The sequence below is a fragment of the Marinomonas sp. ABL3_031 genome (genome assembly GCF_056161265.1).
This window is the reverse complement of sequence record NZ_JBSWYU010000003.1, coordinates 156,798-175,497: the sequence shown is the minus strand read 5'-3', so window position 1 is coordinate 175,497 and position 18,700 is coordinate 156,798. Positions and strand designations below refer to the sequence as shown.

At 43.2% G+C, this 18,700-nt stretch carries 15 protein-coding genes and 1 riboswitch; of the genes, 11 read left to right on the top strand and 4 right to left on the bottom strand.

Going from position 1 to position 18,700, the window contains the following annotated elements:
- Positions 1-101: 101 nt before the first annotated feature.
- The 6 genes from rsmI to thiH all read left to right on the top strand — a co-directional run bounded on the left by rsmI (position 102) and on the right by thiH (position 6,962).
- Positions 102-968, top strand: a complete 867-nt coding sequence (rsmI, locus tag ACXAH2_RS05245) for a 16S rRNA (cytidine(1402)-2'-O)-methyltransferase (RefSeq protein WP_475077125.1) — start codon at positions 102-104, stop codon at positions 966-968.
- Between the two features lie 68 nt (positions 969-1,036).
- Positions 1,037-1,141: riboswitch (TPP riboswitch) on the top strand.
- Between the two features lie 174 nt (positions 1,142-1,315).
- The gene (thiC, locus tag ACXAH2_RS05240; protein WP_475077124.1) at positions 1,316-3,316 is read left to right on the top strand and encodes a phosphomethylpyrimidine synthase ThiC; all 2,001 of its coding nucleotides are present in this window, start codon (positions 1,316-1,318) and stop codon (positions 3,314-3,316) included.
- Complete coding sequence (gene thiE, locus ACXAH2_RS05235) at positions 3,313-4,833, top strand: thiamine phosphate synthase (protein ID WP_475077123.1); 1,521 nt, start codon at positions 3,313-3,315, stop codon at positions 4,831-4,833. Before thiC ends, thiE begins: the two co-directional genes overlap by 4 nt.
- Positions 4,830-5,030 (top strand): sulfur carrier protein ThiS, encoded by a 201-nt coding sequence (gene thiS, locus ACXAH2_RS05230; protein WP_475077122.1) that lies wholly within the window; start codon positions 4,830-4,832, stop codon positions 5,028-5,030. The genes thiE and thiS overlap by 4 nt, the downstream gene beginning before the upstream one ends.
- A 1-nt stretch (position 5,031) precedes the next feature.
- On the top strand, positions 5,032-5,808 hold the full coding sequence (locus ACXAH2_RS05225) for a thiazole synthase (protein WP_475077121.1): 777 nt from the start codon (positions 5,032-5,034) through the stop codon (positions 5,806-5,808).
- Positions 5,805-6,962, top strand: coding sequence for a 2-iminoacetate synthase ThiH (gene thiH / locus ACXAH2_RS05220; protein WP_475077120.1), 1,158 nt, complete (start codon positions 5,805-5,807; stop codon positions 6,960-6,962). Before ACXAH2_RS05225 ends, thiH begins: the two co-directional genes overlap by 4 nt.
- A 58-nt stretch (positions 6,963-7,020) precedes the next feature.
- On the opposite strand, the gene aroA is transcribed toward thiH, so the two are convergent.
- Positions 7,021-8,298: a 3-phosphoshikimate 1-carboxyvinyltransferase gene (aroA, locus tag ACXAH2_RS05215; RefSeq protein WP_475077119.1), complete on the bottom strand. Its 1,278-nt coding sequence runs from the start codon at positions 8,296-8,298 to the stop codon at positions 7,021-7,023.
- A gap of 314 nt (positions 8,299-8,612) precedes the next feature.
- Between aroA and ACXAH2_RS05210 the strand changes: the two genes are divergently transcribed.
- Both ACXAH2_RS05210 and ACXAH2_RS05205 read left to right on the top strand, forming a co-directional pair.
- On the top strand, positions 8,613-10,505 hold the full coding sequence (locus ACXAH2_RS05210) for a TonB-dependent receptor plug domain-containing protein (protein WP_475077118.1): 1,893 nt from the start codon (positions 8,613-8,615) through the stop codon (positions 10,503-10,505).
- A 21-nt stretch (positions 10,506-10,526) separates the two neighbouring features.
- A complete protein-coding gene (locus tag ACXAH2_RS05205) occupies positions 10,527-11,603 on the top strand; it encodes a hemin-degrading factor (protein WP_475077117.1) in 1,077 nt (358 codons plus the stop codon).
- Between the two features lie 77 nt (positions 11,604-11,680).
- On the opposite strand, the gene ACXAH2_RS05200 is transcribed toward ACXAH2_RS05205, so the two are convergent.
- Genes ACXAH2_RS05200 through ACXAH2_RS05190 form a run of 3 tightly spaced genes read right to left on the bottom strand, consistent with a single transcriptional unit; the run spans position 11,681 to position 14,462 of the window.
- On the bottom strand, positions 11,681-12,475 hold the full coding sequence (locus tag ACXAH2_RS05200) for a heme ABC transporter ATP-binding protein (protein ID WP_475077116.1): 795 nt from the start codon (positions 12,473-12,475) through the stop codon (positions 11,681-11,683).
- A gap of 20 nt (positions 12,476-12,495) precedes the next feature.
- Positions 12,496-13,554, bottom strand: coding sequence for a FecCD family ABC transporter permease (locus ACXAH2_RS05195; protein ID WP_475077115.1), 1,059 nt, complete (start codon positions 13,552-13,554; stop codon positions 12,496-12,498).
- Positions 13,551-14,462 (bottom strand): heme/hemin ABC transporter substrate-binding protein, encoded by a 912-nt coding sequence (locus ACXAH2_RS05190; RefSeq protein ID WP_475077114.1) that lies wholly within the window; start codon positions 14,460-14,462, stop codon positions 13,551-13,553. The genes ACXAH2_RS05195 and ACXAH2_RS05190 overlap by 4 nt, the downstream gene beginning before the upstream one ends.
- Positions 14,463-14,605: 143 nt before the next feature.
- Between ACXAH2_RS05190 and ACXAH2_RS05185 the strand changes: the two genes are divergently transcribed.
- From ACXAH2_RS05185 to ACXAH2_RS05175, 3 genes are all read left to right on the top strand, one after another.
- Complete coding sequence (locus ACXAH2_RS05185) at positions 14,606-15,505, top strand: aldo/keto reductase (RefSeq protein ID WP_475077113.1); 900 nt, start codon at positions 14,606-14,608, stop codon at positions 15,503-15,505.
- 176 nt (positions 15,506-15,681) lie between these two features.
- Positions 15,682-16,191, top strand: coding sequence for a putative pterin-binding protein (locus ACXAH2_RS05180; protein ID WP_475077112.1), 510 nt, complete (start codon positions 15,682-15,684; stop codon positions 16,189-16,191).
- Positions 16,192-16,198: 7 nt separating this feature from the next.
- Positions 16,199-18,610 (top strand): ATP-binding protein, encoded by a 2,412-nt coding sequence (locus ACXAH2_RS05175; RefSeq protein ID WP_475077111.1) that lies wholly within the window; start codon positions 16,199-16,201, stop codon positions 18,608-18,610.
- Positions 18,611-18,700 lie beyond the last annotated feature (90 nt).

Sequence of the window (18,700 nt, the reverse complement as noted above, 5' to 3'; positions counted from 1 at the left end):
CTGAATTACATGCGCTGAGCAGAAATGCACAAAGGGTTAATGATATGATGCGATAATTGGTTAGGCTCATAATCTTACAAATGGCAAATTAAAGAGGAAACATGGTATCACATACTAATGATGATGTGAGAGGGTCGCTGTACATAGTTGCGACACCAATTGGCAATCTAGATGATTTTACAAAGCGAGCCGAGCAAACTTTACGAGATGTTGACTACATCGCCGCAGAAGATACCCGTCACAGTCGCCGTTTATTGAATCATTTTGGCATTGAAGGCAAGTTATTTTCACTGCACGATCACAATGAGAAAGACAAGGCAGAATACGTTGCAAGCTTATTAAATGAAGGTAAGAATGTCGCGCTTGTATCCGATGCTGGCACACCATTAATTTCCGATCCTGGTTATCACTTGGTCTCTATTCTGCGTGATTTAGATCACAAAGTGGTTCCTGTGCCTGGCGCCAGTGCTTTAATTGCTGCCTTGTCAGCTTCTGGCTTGCCCACTGATCAGTTTTTCTTTGCAGGGTTTGTTCCGGCTAAATCGAAAGCCCGTAAGGATGTGTTTGAAGCCTGGCGAGATCAAGTGGGTACCTTGGTGTTTTATGAATCGACTCACCGTATTGCAGACTCTATGGAGGATTTGCAAACTGTCTACGGTGATCAAGCCAATGTGGTGTTGGCGAGAGAGCTGACTAAAACCTTTGAAACCTTTTTATCCGGTACACCGAATCAGATCCTTGAAAAGTTTGCCGAGGATGCGAATCAGTTGAAAGGGGAATTTGTGGTCATGCTCAACATAGCCAAGCCGGATCTAGCAGATGAGGAAGAGGAGGCTAAACGTATTCTTACTGTTTTATTAGAAGAAAAAGTCTCAGTAAAACAAACGGCTTCCATTGCTGCTAAGCTGACAGGAGGAAAGAAAAATTCCCTGTATAAGCTTGCATTAAGCATGCAAGAGGGTGAATAGCCCACTTAATAATTTCTAACATTTCCATTCAGAAGAGTTTACAGAGATATTTGAATCCGTATACTCAGTGCTACTTGTCGGAGTGCCATTTGGCTGAGATCGCACAATTGAGTGCGGGATCCGCAGAACCTGATCGGGCTAACACCCGCGTAGGAAACAAGAAAGTCACACTATTTCTTTTCTGCATCAAATGAACTCCTGTATTGTAAAGGTAAATTTGATGCGGTCAGTCGCATGACATTTAATTTTCGATTCAGGAATTCTTTTTTGCCATAAGTTCGTTGGTGAACTTTGGTTAAACCAGCACCCCAGACAAGCAATTCTCCATTTTTTAAAGGGAAATGCTCATGTCGAATCAGAATAACAAAAAACCTAATAAGTCTTCTCGCGAAGCGGCTCGCCTTGCTGCAAAGGCCTTTATTGAGTCCTTACAAGCCAAGCCTTTTCCAGCCTCTGAGCGCATTTATCTCAATGGCTCAGATGACTCCATTCGTGTGCCGATGCGTAAGATTAATCTTACTGATACACCGCTTGGCTCGGATCCTGATAACTTGACCTTTGAACCTAATGAAGCTGTGTATGTTTATGATTGTTCAGGCCCTTATGGTGATCCACAAGAAAAAATTGATGTTTACCGTGGGATCAAACCTATCCGCAATGAATGGATCGAGGCTCGTCAGGATACGCAATTCTTATCACAGGTGAGTTCCACTTTTACTCAATCACGATTGGACGATGAGCGTCTTGATGAGCTTAGATTTCAGCATTTGCCGAAAGTAAGACGTGCTCGGCAAGGTAAGTGTGTCACTCAAATGCATTATGCCAAGCAAGGCATCATTACTCCAGAAATGGAGTACATTGCCATTCGTGAAAATCAAAACCTTGAAGTCATCAAAAGCGAACTCTTGTTGAAGCAGCATCCGGGACAGAGTTTTGGGGCGAACTTGCAAGACAAGATCACCCCAGATTTTGTGCGTGAAGAAGTGGCGAAAGGCCGCGCCATAATTCCGAATAACATTAATCACCCAGAATCTGAGCCTATGATCATAGGTCGTAACTTTTTGGTGAAAGTTAACGCCAACATTGGTAATTCTGCGGTGACGTCTTCCATTGAAGAAGAGGTGGAGAAGCTTGTTTGGTCGACTCGTTGGGGAGCCGACACTGTGATGGATTTATCGACAGGGAAAAACATACACGAAACCCGCGAATGGATTCTGCGTAATTCTCCCGTGCCTATTGGTACCGTACCGATTTATCAAGCGCTGGAAAAAGTGAATGGCATTGCCGAAGATCTGAATTGGGACGTTTTTCGCGATACCTTGATTGAGCAAGCTGAGCAGGGCGTAGACTACTTTACCATTCACGCTGGTGTGTTATTGAGATACGTGCCAATGACGGCAAAACGCCTTACCGGCATTGTTTCCCGTGGTGGTTCTATCATGGCGAAATGGTGTCTTGCGCACCACCAAGAGAGCTTTTTATATGAGCGTTTTCGCGACATTTGCGAAATTTGCGCTGCTTATGATGTGGCTTTATCCCTTGGCGATGGCTTGCGTCCTGGCTCCATCATGGATGCCAATGATGAAGCGCAAATGTCTGAGCTAAGAACCTTGGGTGAGCTGACCAAAATTGCTTGGGAATACCATGTGCAGGTCATGATCGAAGGTCCTGGACATGTTCCCATGCAACTTATTAAAGAGAACATGACAGAGCAACTTGAGCATTGTCATGAAGCACCCTTTTATACTCTTGGTCCGTTAACCCAAGACATTGCGCCGGGTTATGACCACATTACGTCTGGAATCGGAGCGGCGCAGATAGGTTGGTATGGTTGTGCCATGTTGTGCTACGTCACACCCAAAGAGCACCTAGGTTTGCCGAATAAGGAAGACGTAAAACAGGGTTTGATTACTTATAAGATTTCCGCTCATGCTGCGGATCTGGCCAAAGGTCATCCGGGAGCGCAAGTGAGAGACAATGCTTTGTCCAAAGCACGTTTTGAGTTCCGTTGGGAAGATCAATTCAATCTCGCGCTGGATCCAGAAACGGCGCGTGCTTATCACGATGAAACCCTGCCACAGGCCTCGGGCAAAGTGGCGCATTTCTGCTCTATGTGTGGACCCAAGTTTTGCTCCATGAAAATTACCCAAGAAGTGCGTGATTATGCCGCTGGTTTAGAACGGCAAGAACAGGGTCAAGATCAAGTTATCAATATTACAGCCCTGCAAGATGATGAAGCACAGCTCGGTATGGAAAAAATGTCTGAGCAGTTTCGTGAATTAGGCAGTGATGTTTACCTAACAACGGATAAATTGGATCAAGCGCAGGCTAAGGCGGAAGTAAAATGAGTCAATCAAGCCAAACAAGGCCGCCGATTGTCTGGTGTGTTGGCGGCTCTGATTCCTCTGCGCATGCTGGTTTGCAAGCGGATTTACGTACCGGGCAAGATTTGTCTTGTCATGTACAAACCATAGTGACTTGTACCACAGCACAAAATTCCAAACGGGTAGAGTTAGTGGAGCCGGTGAGTTTGTCCATGTTTGACGGTCAATGGCAAACCCTAATGGACGATGTGTTACCCGATGCCATTAAAGTGAGTTTGTTGCCAACATCTGAGTTGGTGAAAGCCTGCAGTGAATGGTTGGCGCGTATTAAAAAACAGCAATCGAGCATCAAAGTGGTGTTTGATCCTGTCATGGCGGCCAGCAGTGAAGCGGGCAATCGTTTGCAGCAAGATGATGCGGCAAAGGATTTGCTTGATCATATGCTTCCTTATGTCGATATGGTAACGCCCAATTTGATGGAGTTTGATGCCTTGACGGGTTTATCGGGACAATCAAATCCTCATACTTTGGCACAACAGATGATAGAACTCTTTGGTGTAAATCAGGTAACTTGGTTGTTAAAAGGCGGGCATTCTGATGATGCCTCTGCTACCGACTGGTGGTTTAAGGGAGAAGAGATTCACGGTTTTAGTTCACCTCGACTAAGGGTGCATAATACTCGTGGTACAGGTTGTACCCTGTCCACGGCGTTGGCCAGTTTTCTTGCCCATGGTTATGCACTAGAAGACGCGATCACCTTAGCGAAAGCCTATTTAACCGGCGCGCTCAAATCCGGTGTACAAATCGGTGCAGGAGCAGGCCCTTTGGGGCGTCCGGGTTGGCCATCTAAACTCAATGATTTTCCAGAGGTCCTTTCCACCTCAAACAATAGCTTATCCATAGAAGCCTTTGCATCTGCAAAGCAAGGGTTCTATGGATTATATCCTGTGGTGGATTCAGTGGCATGGTTAGCCTTAGTGCTGAAACAAGGCATTAAAGTCGCTCAGCTTAGAATAAAAGACTCAAATTCATCCGATTTAGATAATCAGATAAAAGAGGCCGTTTGGTTAGGTAAAGAGTATCAAGCGCAAATCTACATCAATGATTATTGGCAAAAGGCCATTGAGTTTGGCGCTTATGGTGTCCATCTTGGTCAAGAAGACTTAATGACAGCGGATCTAGACGCCATACAAGCGGCAGGATTACGCCTTGGCATAAGTACCCATGGTTATTTTGAAATTGCGCGAGCGAAAAAAGTCCAACCGAGTTATATCGCTCTTGGTCATATTTTCCCGACACAAACCAAAAACATGCCGTCACAGCCTCAAGGTGTGATGCGCTTACAAGCTTATGTAAGGCTACTCAAAGAAGTTTTTCCTTGCGTGGCTATTGGTGGCATTAGTCAACAACGTTTTACGTCCGTCGCTGAAACAGGGGTGGATTGTGTGGCGGTTGTCACTGCCATCACCCAAGCAGAAGACCCAATCCAAGCGACTCAAAAATTAATGCAAATGTTTGAAGAGGCTAAGCAAATACAATGATGCAGATTTTTATCAATGATGAAGCCTATGAGTTCCAAGGTGTGAATGTGCAGGATTTAATAGAGGACTTGCGCAAAGAAGGGCAAGGCGTTGCGGTGGCGATTGAACAAACTGTGATTGCTCGCAGTGCTTGGCAATCGACTTTACTCAAACCTGAGAGTCGAATTTTTATCTTCGAATCCATTGCTGGAGGCTAAGATGCAAGGGTTAACGATTGCTGATTATACTTTTTCCTCCCGTTTATTTACCGGGACAGGAAAATACGCCAATTCAGAAAACATGGCACGCTCTTTAATAGCAAGTGGAACCGAATTGGTCACCTTGTCACTGCGTAGAATGGATTTGAAACGACATACGGATGACATACTACAACCCTTGCAAAATATGGGAATTAAGTTGTTACCCAATACCTCAGGGTCACGAAATGCTGACGAAGCGGTTTTCGCTGCTGAGTTGGCAAGAGAGGCGTTACACACCAATTGGGTCAAGCTGGAAATTCATCCGGACCCTCGCTATCTCATGCCAGATGGTCATGAAACCTTGTTGGCTGCAGAACGTTTGGTACAAAAAGGGTTTGTGGTGATGCCGTATGTGCATGCCGATCCTGTGCTATGTAAACGACTCGAAGAAGTGGGTTGCCAGTGTGTGATGCCGTTGGGGTCACCCATAGGTTCAAACATGGGCTTAGCCAGTCGTCCCTTTTTAGAAATCATCATAGAGCAAGCCAATGTGCCTGTGATTGTCGATGCGGGTATAGGTGCACCTTCAGATGCGACTTTGGCCATGGAGATTGGTGCAGATGCGGTGTTAATCAACACCGCCATGGCGGTTGCCACGCAACCTGAACAAATGGCAAAAGCCTTTCAAATGGCGGTGATGTCAGGTCGCATGGCGTTTGAAGCAGGTTTAGGAGAAAAGGGCATGACGGCTGTTGCGACCAGTCCACTGACGGAATTTGTTGGTGCTTTGTCATGAGTAAAGTGCGTTTGATTGAGCAGAGTCCGGCTATTGAAGGGCAGTTTAGTGCGCTGCTGGAAAGCATGGATTGGCAGCAAGTAAATCAGCTTCACCAACAGAAAACAGCCGTTGATGTGGAATTGGCTTTAAATAAGCAAAATCGCAATGTGGACGATTTTGCTGCGTTGATTTCAGCCGCTGCTGAACCTTATTTGATGGCTATGCTTGCTAAGAGTGAGCGAATAACTCAGCAAAGATTTGGTAACACCTTAAGTCTGTTCGCGCCCTTGTATTTATCGAATACCTGTGCCAATGAATGCACTTATTGTGGTTTTTCCATGTCCAATGCGATTCGCCGATTAACCCTTAATGAATCACAATTGGATGCCGAAGTGGCCGCTATTAAAGGTAAAGGCTTTGATCATATTTTACTGGTCACAGGGGAAACGAATAAGGTATCGATGCCATATTTTGAACGCATGTTACCTCGTATTAAAGCGCATTTTAGCCAGCTTTCTATGGAAGTTCAGCCGCTTGAACAGCAGCAATATCAGAGACTACAAACCCTCGGCTTAGATGGCGTTTTGGTGTATCAAGAAACCTACCGTCGCGCCACCTATTTGCAACATCATTTGCGTGGCAATAAAGCCAACTTCAACTATCGATTGGACGCTCCAGATAGGCTTGGAAAAGCGCATATTCACAAGATTGGTTTAGGTGTGTTGTTAGGCTTGGAGGATTGGCGAACCGATTCCCTGATGATGGCCTATCATTTGCGTCATTTGCAAAAACACTATTGGCGAAGTCGTTTTAGCGTCGCTTTTCCACGCATTCGCCCTTGCGAAGGTGGTATTGAACCCAAGTCTGTGATCAGTGATCGACAGTTGGTTCAGTTGATCGCGGCGTGGCGTTTGTTTGATGCGGATCTGGAAATGAGCTTGTCTACTCGTGAATCGCCTGAGTTTCGTCATCATGCTGTACGCATGGGCTTTACCACCATGAGTGCGGAATCGAAAACTCAACCGGGAGGGTACGCTGAGGAATCAACGCCAGCACTTGAACAATTTGAAGTCAGTGATGACAGATCGGTTCATGAGATTGCCGCTATGATTCAGCAGCAAGGCCGGCAAGTCATTTGGAAGGATTGGGATCCAGCGTTAAGTGCAAGATGAAGTCTTGTAAAAGTTGAAAGCTAAATGACCTGCTGATTTCAACAGGTCATTTAATAGATTAGCTGGTTACCTTAGCAAACAAGTTGAAGTAGGTTGGAAAGGTTTTAGAGGTACAGCCAGGGTCATTGATGGTGACTTGGGTGTCAGAAAAGGCAACCAATGAAAAACACATGGCAATACGGTGATCATTGTAGGTATCAATTGCCGCATGTTTTAAGTGTTTAACCGGTGTTACGCTGATGAAATCTTCTCCTTCAACGACTTCTGCGCCGAGTTTCTTTAACTCGGTCGCCATGGCAGACAACCGGTCCGTTTCTTTTACGCGCCAGTTATAAATATTGCGAATGCTGGTGGTGCCTTCAGCAAAAAGGGCGGTGGTGGCAATCGTCATAGCCGCATCGGGTATGTGGTTCATGTCCAGATCCACGCCCTTAAGTGTATTGCGCTCTGCTTCAATCCAAGTAGGACCATAGGTAATTTTGGCGCCCATTTTTTCCAGCACTTCGGCAAATTTCACATCACCTTGAACACTTTCTGTGCCAACACCGTGAACCTTGATTTTGCCACCCGCAATGGCGGCTGCCGCTAGGAAGTAAGAAGCGGAAGACGCATCACCTTCGACCATGATTTCACCTGGACTTTGGTAAGTTTGCTGGCCTTTGACCACAAAGGCCTGGTAGTTTTGGTTTTTGACTTCGACGCCAAATTGCTTCATGGCATGTAACGTAATATCGATATATGGCTTTGACACCAATTCGCCATCCACCTTGATGATCAAATCCTGTTTGGCCAAGGGGGCACTCATCAAAATGGCGGTTAGGAATTGACTAGAAATATTGCCTTTGATGGACACTTCGCCACCTTGTAAACCGTTGGCCTTGATGAGTAAAGGCGGATAATTCACTTCGCCTTGGTACTGAATATCAACCCCAAGAGATTGCAAAGCATCCACTAGGTCGCCAATAGGGCGTTCATGCATGCGTGGTTCGCCATGCAATAAAAATTCCCCTTTGCCCAAACACAAAGCAGCGGTTAATGGGCGCATTGCCGTGCCTGCATTACCTAAGAAAAGATCCGCTTTGTTCGCTTGGATAGGGCCGCCTAACCCTTCAAGAATGCAGGTGGTTCCTTGATCTTGTAAATGATATTGAACCCCTAACTTGGTCAGACTGTTTAGCATGTGACGTATGTCGTCACTGTCCAGCAAGTTGGTGATTTTGGTCGTGCCTTTGGCAAGGGTTGCCAGCAATAAAATGCGATTTGAAAGGCTTTTTGAGCCTGGAATTTGGATTTCGCCATTGGCCTGATTTAAAGGGCCAAGAGTTAAAGAATTCATGAATTAGTCCATCACAGTGGTTTAAGTTACTTGTTTTTGAGCGCCTTAAAGGCTTTGTAGATTGAAAGGAAAAGTTAGCTCAAATGGTTATCCCGTCTGTAAGTGGTCGCTTTTCTCTGTGTAAAGAGATCAGTCTTGAATGCGAGCTAGTATACCTAGGATGTTGAATGATGTCATTTGCATAAAAAAACCATAGTGAGAGATATTTGTAAAGATGTTATTGATAATAATGATGTTAATCATTATCATTTAGATTAAAGGTTGCAGGGAAAGCTAGTTGTACATCATCTTTCAACTTTATTAGGTTTTAAAAAATGAAGATAAATAAAACAAAGTTAGCCATTCTGATATCTGGTTGTGCCATTACAGCAAATACTCTATTAGCGGATGAAACAACAGGTGTAGATCTGGAGTCCTTGATTGTTTCTGCCAAAGCGCCTGTCGATCAAAATAATTATTCTGGTTCGGTGAGTGTGATTACGGCTGAGGATATACAAGCCAGTGGTGCCAATGATTTGGCGGACGTTATAAATTTATCCCCCAGTGTTCAACTTGTTTCCACCTATGTTAATCCATCACCAGCGGCTCAAATAAGAGGCTTTGGTACGGATCAAGTATTGATTTTGATAAATGGCAAACGCATTCCAAATATAGACCGTTCCGTACCGAGAGAACCGTCTTATCGTTATGGATTAGTGCCTTTATCGAATATTGAAAAAATTGAAATTATCCGTGGCCCAGCTTCTAGTTTGTATGGGGCGGATGCCTTGGCAGGCGTTATTAACATCATTACCAAAAAATCATCTCTTGAATGGTCTGGTTCGATTTCTCTTTATGGGGAAGTGATGGACAATGCCAACGGTGGTGATAGTCAAGGAGTGAGTGTGTCTGCTTCTGGTGCAGTAACGGATAATATAGATTTATTGGTTTCTGGACAAACCACTGACAGAGATGAAATTCGTGATAATGATAATTTAGCCAGTTTACAATCGTCTAAGGATCTTGAAAATTATCAAGCCGTAATGGGGGTTGATTTAAATAATGGTGATCGTTTTGAACTGAGTGCTCTACATTCTGATGATAAGAGTAAAGAATACGACTCTTCGGGAGAAGAGGACGATAATACTGACGTGGAAACCGAAGTGTTTACTGTTGAATATTTTACCGAAATAGCCGATTTTGAAAGCACATTTTCTTATTCGACAGGTGAGTCGAATGTGCTCGAAGCCACTCGAGATTGGACGGTTAAAGAAGATAACTTTGCTATGGATACGCAAGGCTTTTTAAATCAAAAAAATTATTTGAGTCTTGGCTTAAATTATCGAGAAGAAGAAGCCATTCGCGACGATACCACGAGTTTCCAAGATAAGGTCGATTCAACAACTTTTGTCGCTCAAAATGTTTTTAAGATGACGGACGAGACGAGTATAACCGTGAGTGCTGCCTTTGATGATCACAGTAAATATGGCAGTGAGGTGAGTCCGAAAGTGAGTTTTGTTAGCCAACTAACACCGGTTGTGGGTGTTAAAGCAGGTTATGGTAAAAGTTACCTTGCGCCCTCTCTTAGTCAGGGGTCTTCTAATTACGTGGTAAATGCTGGAAGAACTACTTATTTTGGAAACGATGATCTCAAACCAGAAACGGCGAACACCCTTGAGCTAGGCTTAACATTTCAGCAGAGTAACTCTCAAGGTGCCATGACTTTGTTTCGTTCTGATGTAGAGGACTTAATTGAAACAGAAGAGTTGTCATCAAGTGTTACACAATATCAGAATGTGGAATCTGCTATTTTACAAGGTCTGGAGTTCAGCTGGTCAATATTTAATGATACAGCCTCCCAGAAACTCAGCTTGAGTTTTACTTATCTGGATACAGAAGATGAATCCACTGGCAAGGAATTGGAGGATCGTGCGGATCGTCTGATAAAAGTCAATTACCTTCATAAAGATGTTTATTCAGGTTTTGATCTGGATACGCAAGCTCGTTATGTCGGTGATCAGTTTACTAACGAGGAGAATACCGAAATGCTTAATGGGTATTTTGTGGCGGATTTAGGAATCAGTAAGCAGATACTTGATAATACTAGAGTGCGATTTGGTATCAATAATTTGACCGATAAGGTTGTGACAGCCCAACCGACACGAGAATCAGAACGTTATCTAGAAAGCGGACGCTCTTACAAGCTGTCACTTACTTCCACTTTTTAATTAGATAAATCTGGAGTCATTATGTCCATTGAGACACTATTTGACAGATCGGTTGATAATGCTTCAATACAGGAGAGGTATGCTGCATTGAAGCAAGAAAAGCCAAGTATGCGTCAGCGTGATGTTGCTGAACAGTTAGCTATCTCTGAAGCGGAAATGCTTCATCAGCAATTGGGTGTGCAAAGTCTTTATTTAAACGGTGATTTTGCCAATTTGCTCAGAGATCTCCCAAGTTTAGGGTATGTCATGATTTTGCTGCGCAATGAGTATGCGGTTCATGAGCGAAAAGGCGTTTATGATAATGTCAAAGTTGGCGGGCCGATGGGAATGGGGTTAATCATCTCTTCGGATAAACGTATTGATTTGCGTTTGTTTTTGAAGCAATGGAAGCATGGTTTTGCTGTTCGAGAAACACTGAGTCAAGGAAGTCGTTTTAGTCTTCAGTTTTACGATGAAAATGGCGTGGCAATTCAAAAGCTCTTTTTGCAAGATAATAGTGATATGGATGCCTATGGAAAACTGGTGACAAAATATCGCCATCCTGATCAGCAAGTTCACTTAGATATCGTAAAAAAACCTCCGGTGGCAACTTCCAGTAAGGCGGTCGAAGTGGATCAAAAAGCTTTGTATCGTGACTGGACTAGTATGACAGATGTGCATCAGTTTGTTGGCCTGTTAAAGAAACATGCCGTCACTCGGGAGCAAGCATTTGATTTGGTCGGTGAAGAGTATGCTCAGCCCTTTGATATTGCTAGGTTAAAGGATGTGTTAACTACCTTAGCGGAGCAAAGTGTGCCAATTATGTGCTTTGTGGGCAATAAGGGCGGTATTCAAATTCACTCTGGCGTGATTCACTCGGTTGTTGAAAGAGGGGATTGGTTGAATATTCTCGACCCAGAATTTAATTTGCATTTACTGATGAGTGGCATAAGCCGTGGTTGGTTAATCCGAAAACCCACCTCTGATGGTATCATTACCTCGTTAGAGTTGTATGATGAAACAGGAAGTCAGTTGGTGCAATTCTTTGGTAAGAGAGTGGAAAAAAGTCCAGAGAATCTAGATTGGCGTGCCGTTGCTGAAGCCACCTTAGTGGCTTGATTAAGGCGATAAAAAAGGAAAAAATAAAAAGAGAGTGCCTTAGGTGCTCTCTTTTTATTTAGTCTGAAAAAAGAAGGTTATTGAACTGCGTCTAATATTACCGTGGGCTGGGTATGTGCTGATGAATGGAAATAATCACCTTTGACACCATACACCTTCTCAAGGTTTTGTCTTTGTAGAACGTTTTGCGCATTTCCTTGTGCTATTAGCTTACCGTGATTGAGTAAGATTAATTGGTCTGCAAAATTGGCGGCTAGTGATAGATCGTGAATGACTGCCAAAACGCCTATGTTTCTCTGGGTAAGGGTTTTTGCCATAGACAGGACTTGGTGCTGATGAAAAATATCTAGGCTAGAGGTGGGTTCATCTAAGAAAAGATAGCGCGGGGCATCTTGCTGATAAGGAAACCAAAGTTGCGCCAGTACACGAGCCAATTGTGTACGTTGTTTTTCTCCTCCAGACAGGGTCAAAAAGTTTTGTTCACTCAAATGCGTTAGCGACAGATAACTCATGACATCTTTTATTATTTTTTTCTTATCTTGCCGAGAGATAAGATGCTCGAAAGCATAACAACCCATGGCAACTATTTCGTATACCGAAAAGCTAAAGCCCATATCGTATGACTGCGTCATGACAGCTCTTGTTTGAGCAAGTTCAACTGCTGAATAATGATCGATGCTTTTGCCATTTAAATAAACTTGATCTTTGACTTGTTCAAAATCACCGCAACAAGCTTTTAGTAGAGTGGATTTTCCTGCGCCATTAGGGCCAATTAAAATCGTTAATTGATTGGATTCAGCAGTCAATCGAACATTATTTAGGCAAGCTTTGCCGTTAAATGAAATTGATAAGTCATGTGTACTAATCGACATGATGGATACCTTATAATGAATTAATGCAAACTTTGCTTTTGTTTGTACAGCACATAAAGAAAAAATGGGCCGCCCAAAGCGCTGGTTACTAAGCCAATAGGGACTTCCGCTGGGCTGATGGCAACCCTGGCAATGATGTCTGTGAGGGTTAAAAAACTGGCGCCTAATAACATGCTGGTCGGCAGCAAATATTTATGATCAGGGCCAATCAAAATACGCACAAGATGAGGAATGACAAAGCCCACAAAGCCAATCATCCCGCTAATAGAAACGGCTGCACCAATTGCGATGGCAGTAAACAAAAACACTTTTTTTTTGAGCTGAGCAACTTGAACGCCAAGGTGTTGTGCCTGAGCTTCACCTAAAAGGTATAGGTTTAGAGGTTTCGCAAGACGGCTTAAACCTATTAAGCTGACAGCAACCAAAAGTATGACGGGTAACGTAAGGGACCAGTTATTCCCTCCTAGGTTGCCCATGGTCCAAAAGGTCAATTCCCGTAATTCTTCGTCCGTACTGATGAGGGTCAGGATGCCAATAAAAGAACCGACAATCGCATTCACTGCAATACCAGCCAATAAGAGGGTAATAATGGTAAACTGTCCTTGCCTATTGCTGAGTTTATAAATAATGCCACACACACCAAGGCAACCTAACATAGCGCCTATTGGCAGAGCGTAAGAGCCAAAATAGGACATGGCATTTGGGAACAGGCTATTTCCCAATACAATAATGACCACGGCGCCGAAGGCTCCGCCTCCTGCTACTCCTATTAAGCCTGGATCGGCTAAAGGGTTACGAAACAAAGCTTGCATGGCGGCACCACAAATACCTAATGCCGCTCCAACTGCCATCGCCAGCAAGGTACGAGGTAAGCGAATTTCCAATAAAACATGGGTGCTCAATGTGTAATCTTGTGAAGGTGTGTGGACTAGCTCTTGAAAAATTTGGCTAAAAGACAATGGCACAGCGCCGATTGTGATGGACAAAATGGCGCTCATTAAAAGTAAGCTTAGGGTAAATGGCTTGGCCATAAATTGCTTTTTGCTGCGTTCAGAGCTCAGCGTTAACGTGTCCATCATGAGCCGTGCCCAGTGTTAGCCTGCTGGTTGTCATAACGAAATTGATAACCCGATGGCAGGGGAAATGAATCATGTATCATTGTGCCTAGCTCAACAATGGCTTGTGGTGTTCTCGGTCCAAAGCCCAATAAATAGCCACCATCAATACTGTAGACGGCATTATTTTTCACCGCTTTGGTGTATTTGAAGTGGGCCAGTTTGGCCACTGACTCTAGGGGCGCGTCTGGACGATTCATTACCACAATCACATCCGGATTGAGATCAAGGGCAGCTTCGGGAGAGAGCTTTATCCAGCCTTTTTCATTTTTCAGGGCGTTGTCACCGCCAGCGGCCGTTATCGTTGTGTGAGCGGAAGTATGATTGCCCGCTGCAATAGGTGAACCATTTTGTAATGTCAGCAAAAATAACACTTTAGGTTTGATGGCAGAGATTTCTCGTTGTCTGTTATTAGCGTATTCGAGGGCATCAATGTCGAGCTGAATTTCCTGAATTAATTGCTCCGCTTTGGCTTCTGCATTTACCAGTTTACCCACTTCACGAATTTTCTTTTTAATGGCAGGAATGGAACCGTCTTCTTCTATGATAACGGTTTTAAGGCCTACTGCTCTTACTTGCTCTAATGCTTTGCTCGGACCAGTATCATTTTCGCCAATTAATAAGTCTGGGTTTAAGGATAACAAACCCTCAACGGAAATGTTCCTAACATAGCCAAGTAATGGATGCTTTTTGTCCGCCGCTTGGTATGTACTGGTGGAATCAACAGCGATGATTTTATCTTGTTCTCCTAATCGATATAGAATTTCAGTAATTGAACCTCCGGCAACGGCAATACGTTCAGCGGCTTGGAGGGGAGAGGTGATTACTAGAGTGAGTAATAAACGCAATAAGTAAGCGGATAAAGGCTTCATGGAGTTCCCCAAATTATTATCATTTTTGTAAATGATAATTAATTGCAATTGAAAGTCAATTCCATATTTCCTATCACACTTATTTGAGTTGAGTTTCCTTGTGCCTTATTTAGAATGAGTGGCTTCAAGTAAGGATAAAATACATGAGATATCAATATCATCCATTAGGTTTTGAGGGATCTCGCATCGCGCAAGGTTTTTGGCGTTTACAAGAATGGGGCTGGTCGGCACAACAGACATTGGCTTTTATCGAGCAATGTTTGTCGCTGGGTGTGACCACATTTGATCACGCAGATATTTATGGTGACTATCAATGTGAAAGCTTGTTTGGTGAGGCGTTAAAGCTTAAACCTGAGCTTCGTGACAAGATGGAAATCGTGACTAAATGCAGTATTTTGTTGCCCTCCGAACAACGTCCTGAGCTAAAAGTGCATCGTTACGATTATCGAAGCGAACACATCTTGGCCAGCGTAGACAGATCATTAGACAATCTACAATGTGAGTACATTGATACCTTGTTACTGCATCGTCCAAGTCCATTGATGGATGCTGATGAAGTAGCGCAAGCTTTCTATCATTTGTTTACCTTGGGAAAAGTGAAGCACTTTGGTGTGTCGAATTTCACCCCGCAGCAGTTTGATTTGCTGCAATCGCGAATGGATGCGCCTTTAATTGTTAATCAGGTTGAGTTATCGCCTCTGGCCTTACAGCATTTTGAAGATGGTACTCTGGATCATATGCAGCGACATGCTGTTACACCAATGGCTTGGTCGCCGTTTGCTGGTGGGGATTTGTTTAACGGACATTCTGAACAAGCCCTGCGAGTACGTAATGTTCTCAATGACATCGCTGACAGTCTCGAGGTGTCTTTGGATCAGGTAGTTGTTGCTTGGTTATTAAGACATCCGGCAGGGATTTGTCCTGTTATGGGGTCCGGTAAGATTGCACGACTAAAAAGTGCGGTTGCCGCTTGTCAGATTAGCTTGAGTGATGACGATTGGTTTCGTGTCTGGATTGCTTCTCAGGGGCACCCTGTCCCCTAACTTGAGATGATTTTATAGAACGACATGGATAAAAAAGTCGCTTAGGGCGGCTTTTTTATATTCTGTATTGTGCTTTGTATGACTTGGTTAAAAAAGCGTAGCGTTTCGTAATTGTCTAGAGGAATGCTGGTTTAGTTTACATATACTTCGAGAAACTAATTCTTTTGGAGTATCTAATGAAACACATTTTCTTTTCTTATTTGTCTGTCTGTTTGGCGTTTTTCCTTTCGTTCAATGTTCAAGCTGAGTCACTCATGTCACCCAAAGACAAAGTCATTCTGACGGTGTCTGGCAACATCACTCATACCAATGTGAATGGCACTGCACAATTTGACCGAGCCATGCTCATGGAGCTTGGCTTTGTTGATTTAGAAACAGCAACACCCTGGACGGAAGGTTCTGATTTGTATCAAGGACCAATGCTGAGTGGGCTTTTGAAGGCGGTAGGAGCAAAGGGGAAAACGCTAAAGGTTACCGCGTTAAACGACTACAGTGCCAAAGTGCCAGTAGAAGACGCTAGTAAATACGATGTTCTATTGGCCATGGATTTAAACGGTCAGCCAATGTCCATTCGTGATAAAGGTCCATTATTCATTCTCTATCCTTTCAGTGATATGCCTGAGTTGAACAATGAAGTCATTCATAACCGTTCTGTATGGCAAATTAAGTCTATTGTCGTTGAGTAGATAATGTATGAGTTTGTTGTCTTTACTTAGACCCGTAAAGTTGTTCACGAAGAAGCCGTCTTCCATTCTGATCTTCGTGACTGCAGCAGTGATTTTTATGGTCGCTGCAATGGGTATTTTTTATGAATTAGTAGAGCGACAAAAAGTTATCATGTCTGATGTGGAAGAAGATGCATTGTGGGCTTCTTACCAACTGGATAGAGAAGCGCTTAAATTAAGAAATTCCTTGAAGCTGTATGAAGATTTACCCAGCGAAACACGCTTAGAGGATGCACAACAACGCTTTGAAATTTTGTACAGTCGTCTCAATATTATTAAAAATGGTCTTCTGCGAGAAGTATTTTTACGTCTACCCAATTCGGAAGAGGTAATCGCTATTGTTAGCGAAAATTTAGACCAAATGGATGTTGTGTTGTTTAGCGATAGTAGGCCAGTGGATATTGATACTTTGCTAATTGACAGTAATCAAATAATGGCAGCCACGGAAGATGTTGTGTTGAATACTTTGGCCATTCGTTCGGCAGAAAAAGTACAACGCCGAGCAATTTCTTACGATTTGTTCATAAAATTGGCTGGTTTGATTGGTTTATTGACCGTCACTGTTATGGTCATTATTTATTTATTGTTTAGACAATTGCGTTTAGCAAAAGAATCTTATCGGAAATCTGTGGCGTTGACTCATGAATTAGAAACCGCCGTTCAGGTTGCCGAAGATGCCTTACAAGTGAAGTCTGATTTTATGGCGACCATGAGTCATGAAATTCGAACGCCAATGAATGCCATTTTAGGTTTTAGTTACTTGTTGTTAGAGGAAAATTTAGAGGAAAAAGTCAAAGATAAGGTGGCAAACATAAAAACCTCAGCCGACGGACTGCTTCATATTATTAATGGCATTTTGGAATTTTCGAAATTGGAGTCTGATCATGTTGAACTGGAAGAGACAGAATTTAGTCTGGATAAGGTGTTGCAATATGCTTATCAGGTGAATGTGGAATCTGCCCGTGAGCACAATATACATTTTAGTGTGAATCGTGATTTCTCTATTCAAGATCAACTCGTGGGAGATCAAACCAGACTGCAGCAAATCTTTGTTAACCTTATTGGCAATGCTATTAAATTTACTCATGAAGGGCGTGTAGATGTAAGGGTCGATTTGCAAGATAACGATACCCTGAATATTGAAATACAAGATACCGGCGTTGGAATTGCTAATGGTGTTGATGTCTTTGAAGTCTTTAAACAAGCGGATAGCAGTACCACTAGACTGTTTGGTGGAACCGGGTTAGGGCTTAGTATTACACGTCAGTTAGTGGAATTATTGGGGGGTGAAATAGGCTATCAAAGTCAAGTTGGTAAAGGTACTCGGTTTTGGGTAAATCTACCTTATCGACCCGTTAATAAAGCCTCAACGGGGAACAAATTGTGGATAATGGCAGAAGATAAATCCTTAGTAAACTTTTTGCATGACGCGAGGTTTGAAGGAGTAACCCCCTTATCGACAGAAGAGTGCGAGTATTTATTAGCTGGCAATGATTGGGATGCGGAAAAAAATCATATGCTGGTCAGCTACACCTATTATAGTCAGTTGCAAAGTAAGTCTCCGTTTTTATATCGAGCTCTACAGGATAAAGCCGCGATTTATTGTAAGAAAGATCTGTCCATAGGAGTCACAGCCTGTTCCATTTTGGTGACGCCGAAAGAAGTGCGCGAGTTACAGAGTAAGAATAAAGCCATGTTGTTTGGCAAAGCGCAACATACACTGCAAGATACCTTGAATGAGTCGCAACGTTTCTCAGTAACCAATAAACGTATTCTGTTGGCAGAAGACAACCTTATTAACGCCAATATCGTCAAAGCCATATATGAAAAAATTGGTATCCAAGTAGATTGGGTGGAAGATGGTAAGCAGGCCTTAGACAAAGTATTAAGTGAACATTATGACTTAGTTTTGATGGACATTAGAATGCCCATTATGGATGGCTATGAAGCGACGCAAGCCATAAGGCAAGCACTTGCTGATAATGCTCCAAAGATACTGTGTTTGACGGCCGATGTGTTGAAAGTGGATGAGGAACAAGGAAAACAAAAACTCTTCGACGATGTTATGTATAAACCACTGGATCATCAGCTGCTCATCAAAAAGACCATGGCGATTTTAGCGATGGCCACAAAATATGATTCAGTATCGTCGAGTGCTGAATTAGATCAACAGCAGGTTTGTTTGGCAATGGACGAGATTGAACAATTGCTCGCGGCTGGCGATGCGCTATCGGAGTCGAAAGTAAAACAATTGATTCGCCAGTTGTATCGCAAAGAACAAGTGGAGGCTTTGGAAAAAATACTGAAATACATCGGTGAATACGATTTTCGTGATGCGATGATAGGATTGAAAGAATTTAGAAGAGTCTATTTCCCATAAACTTCAGTAGTTTCTTGTTGGATAATAGGGCGCTGGAACTGAATGGGAAATGATTTAAGAGAAATGATGGACAAAGGACATCAACAGGCT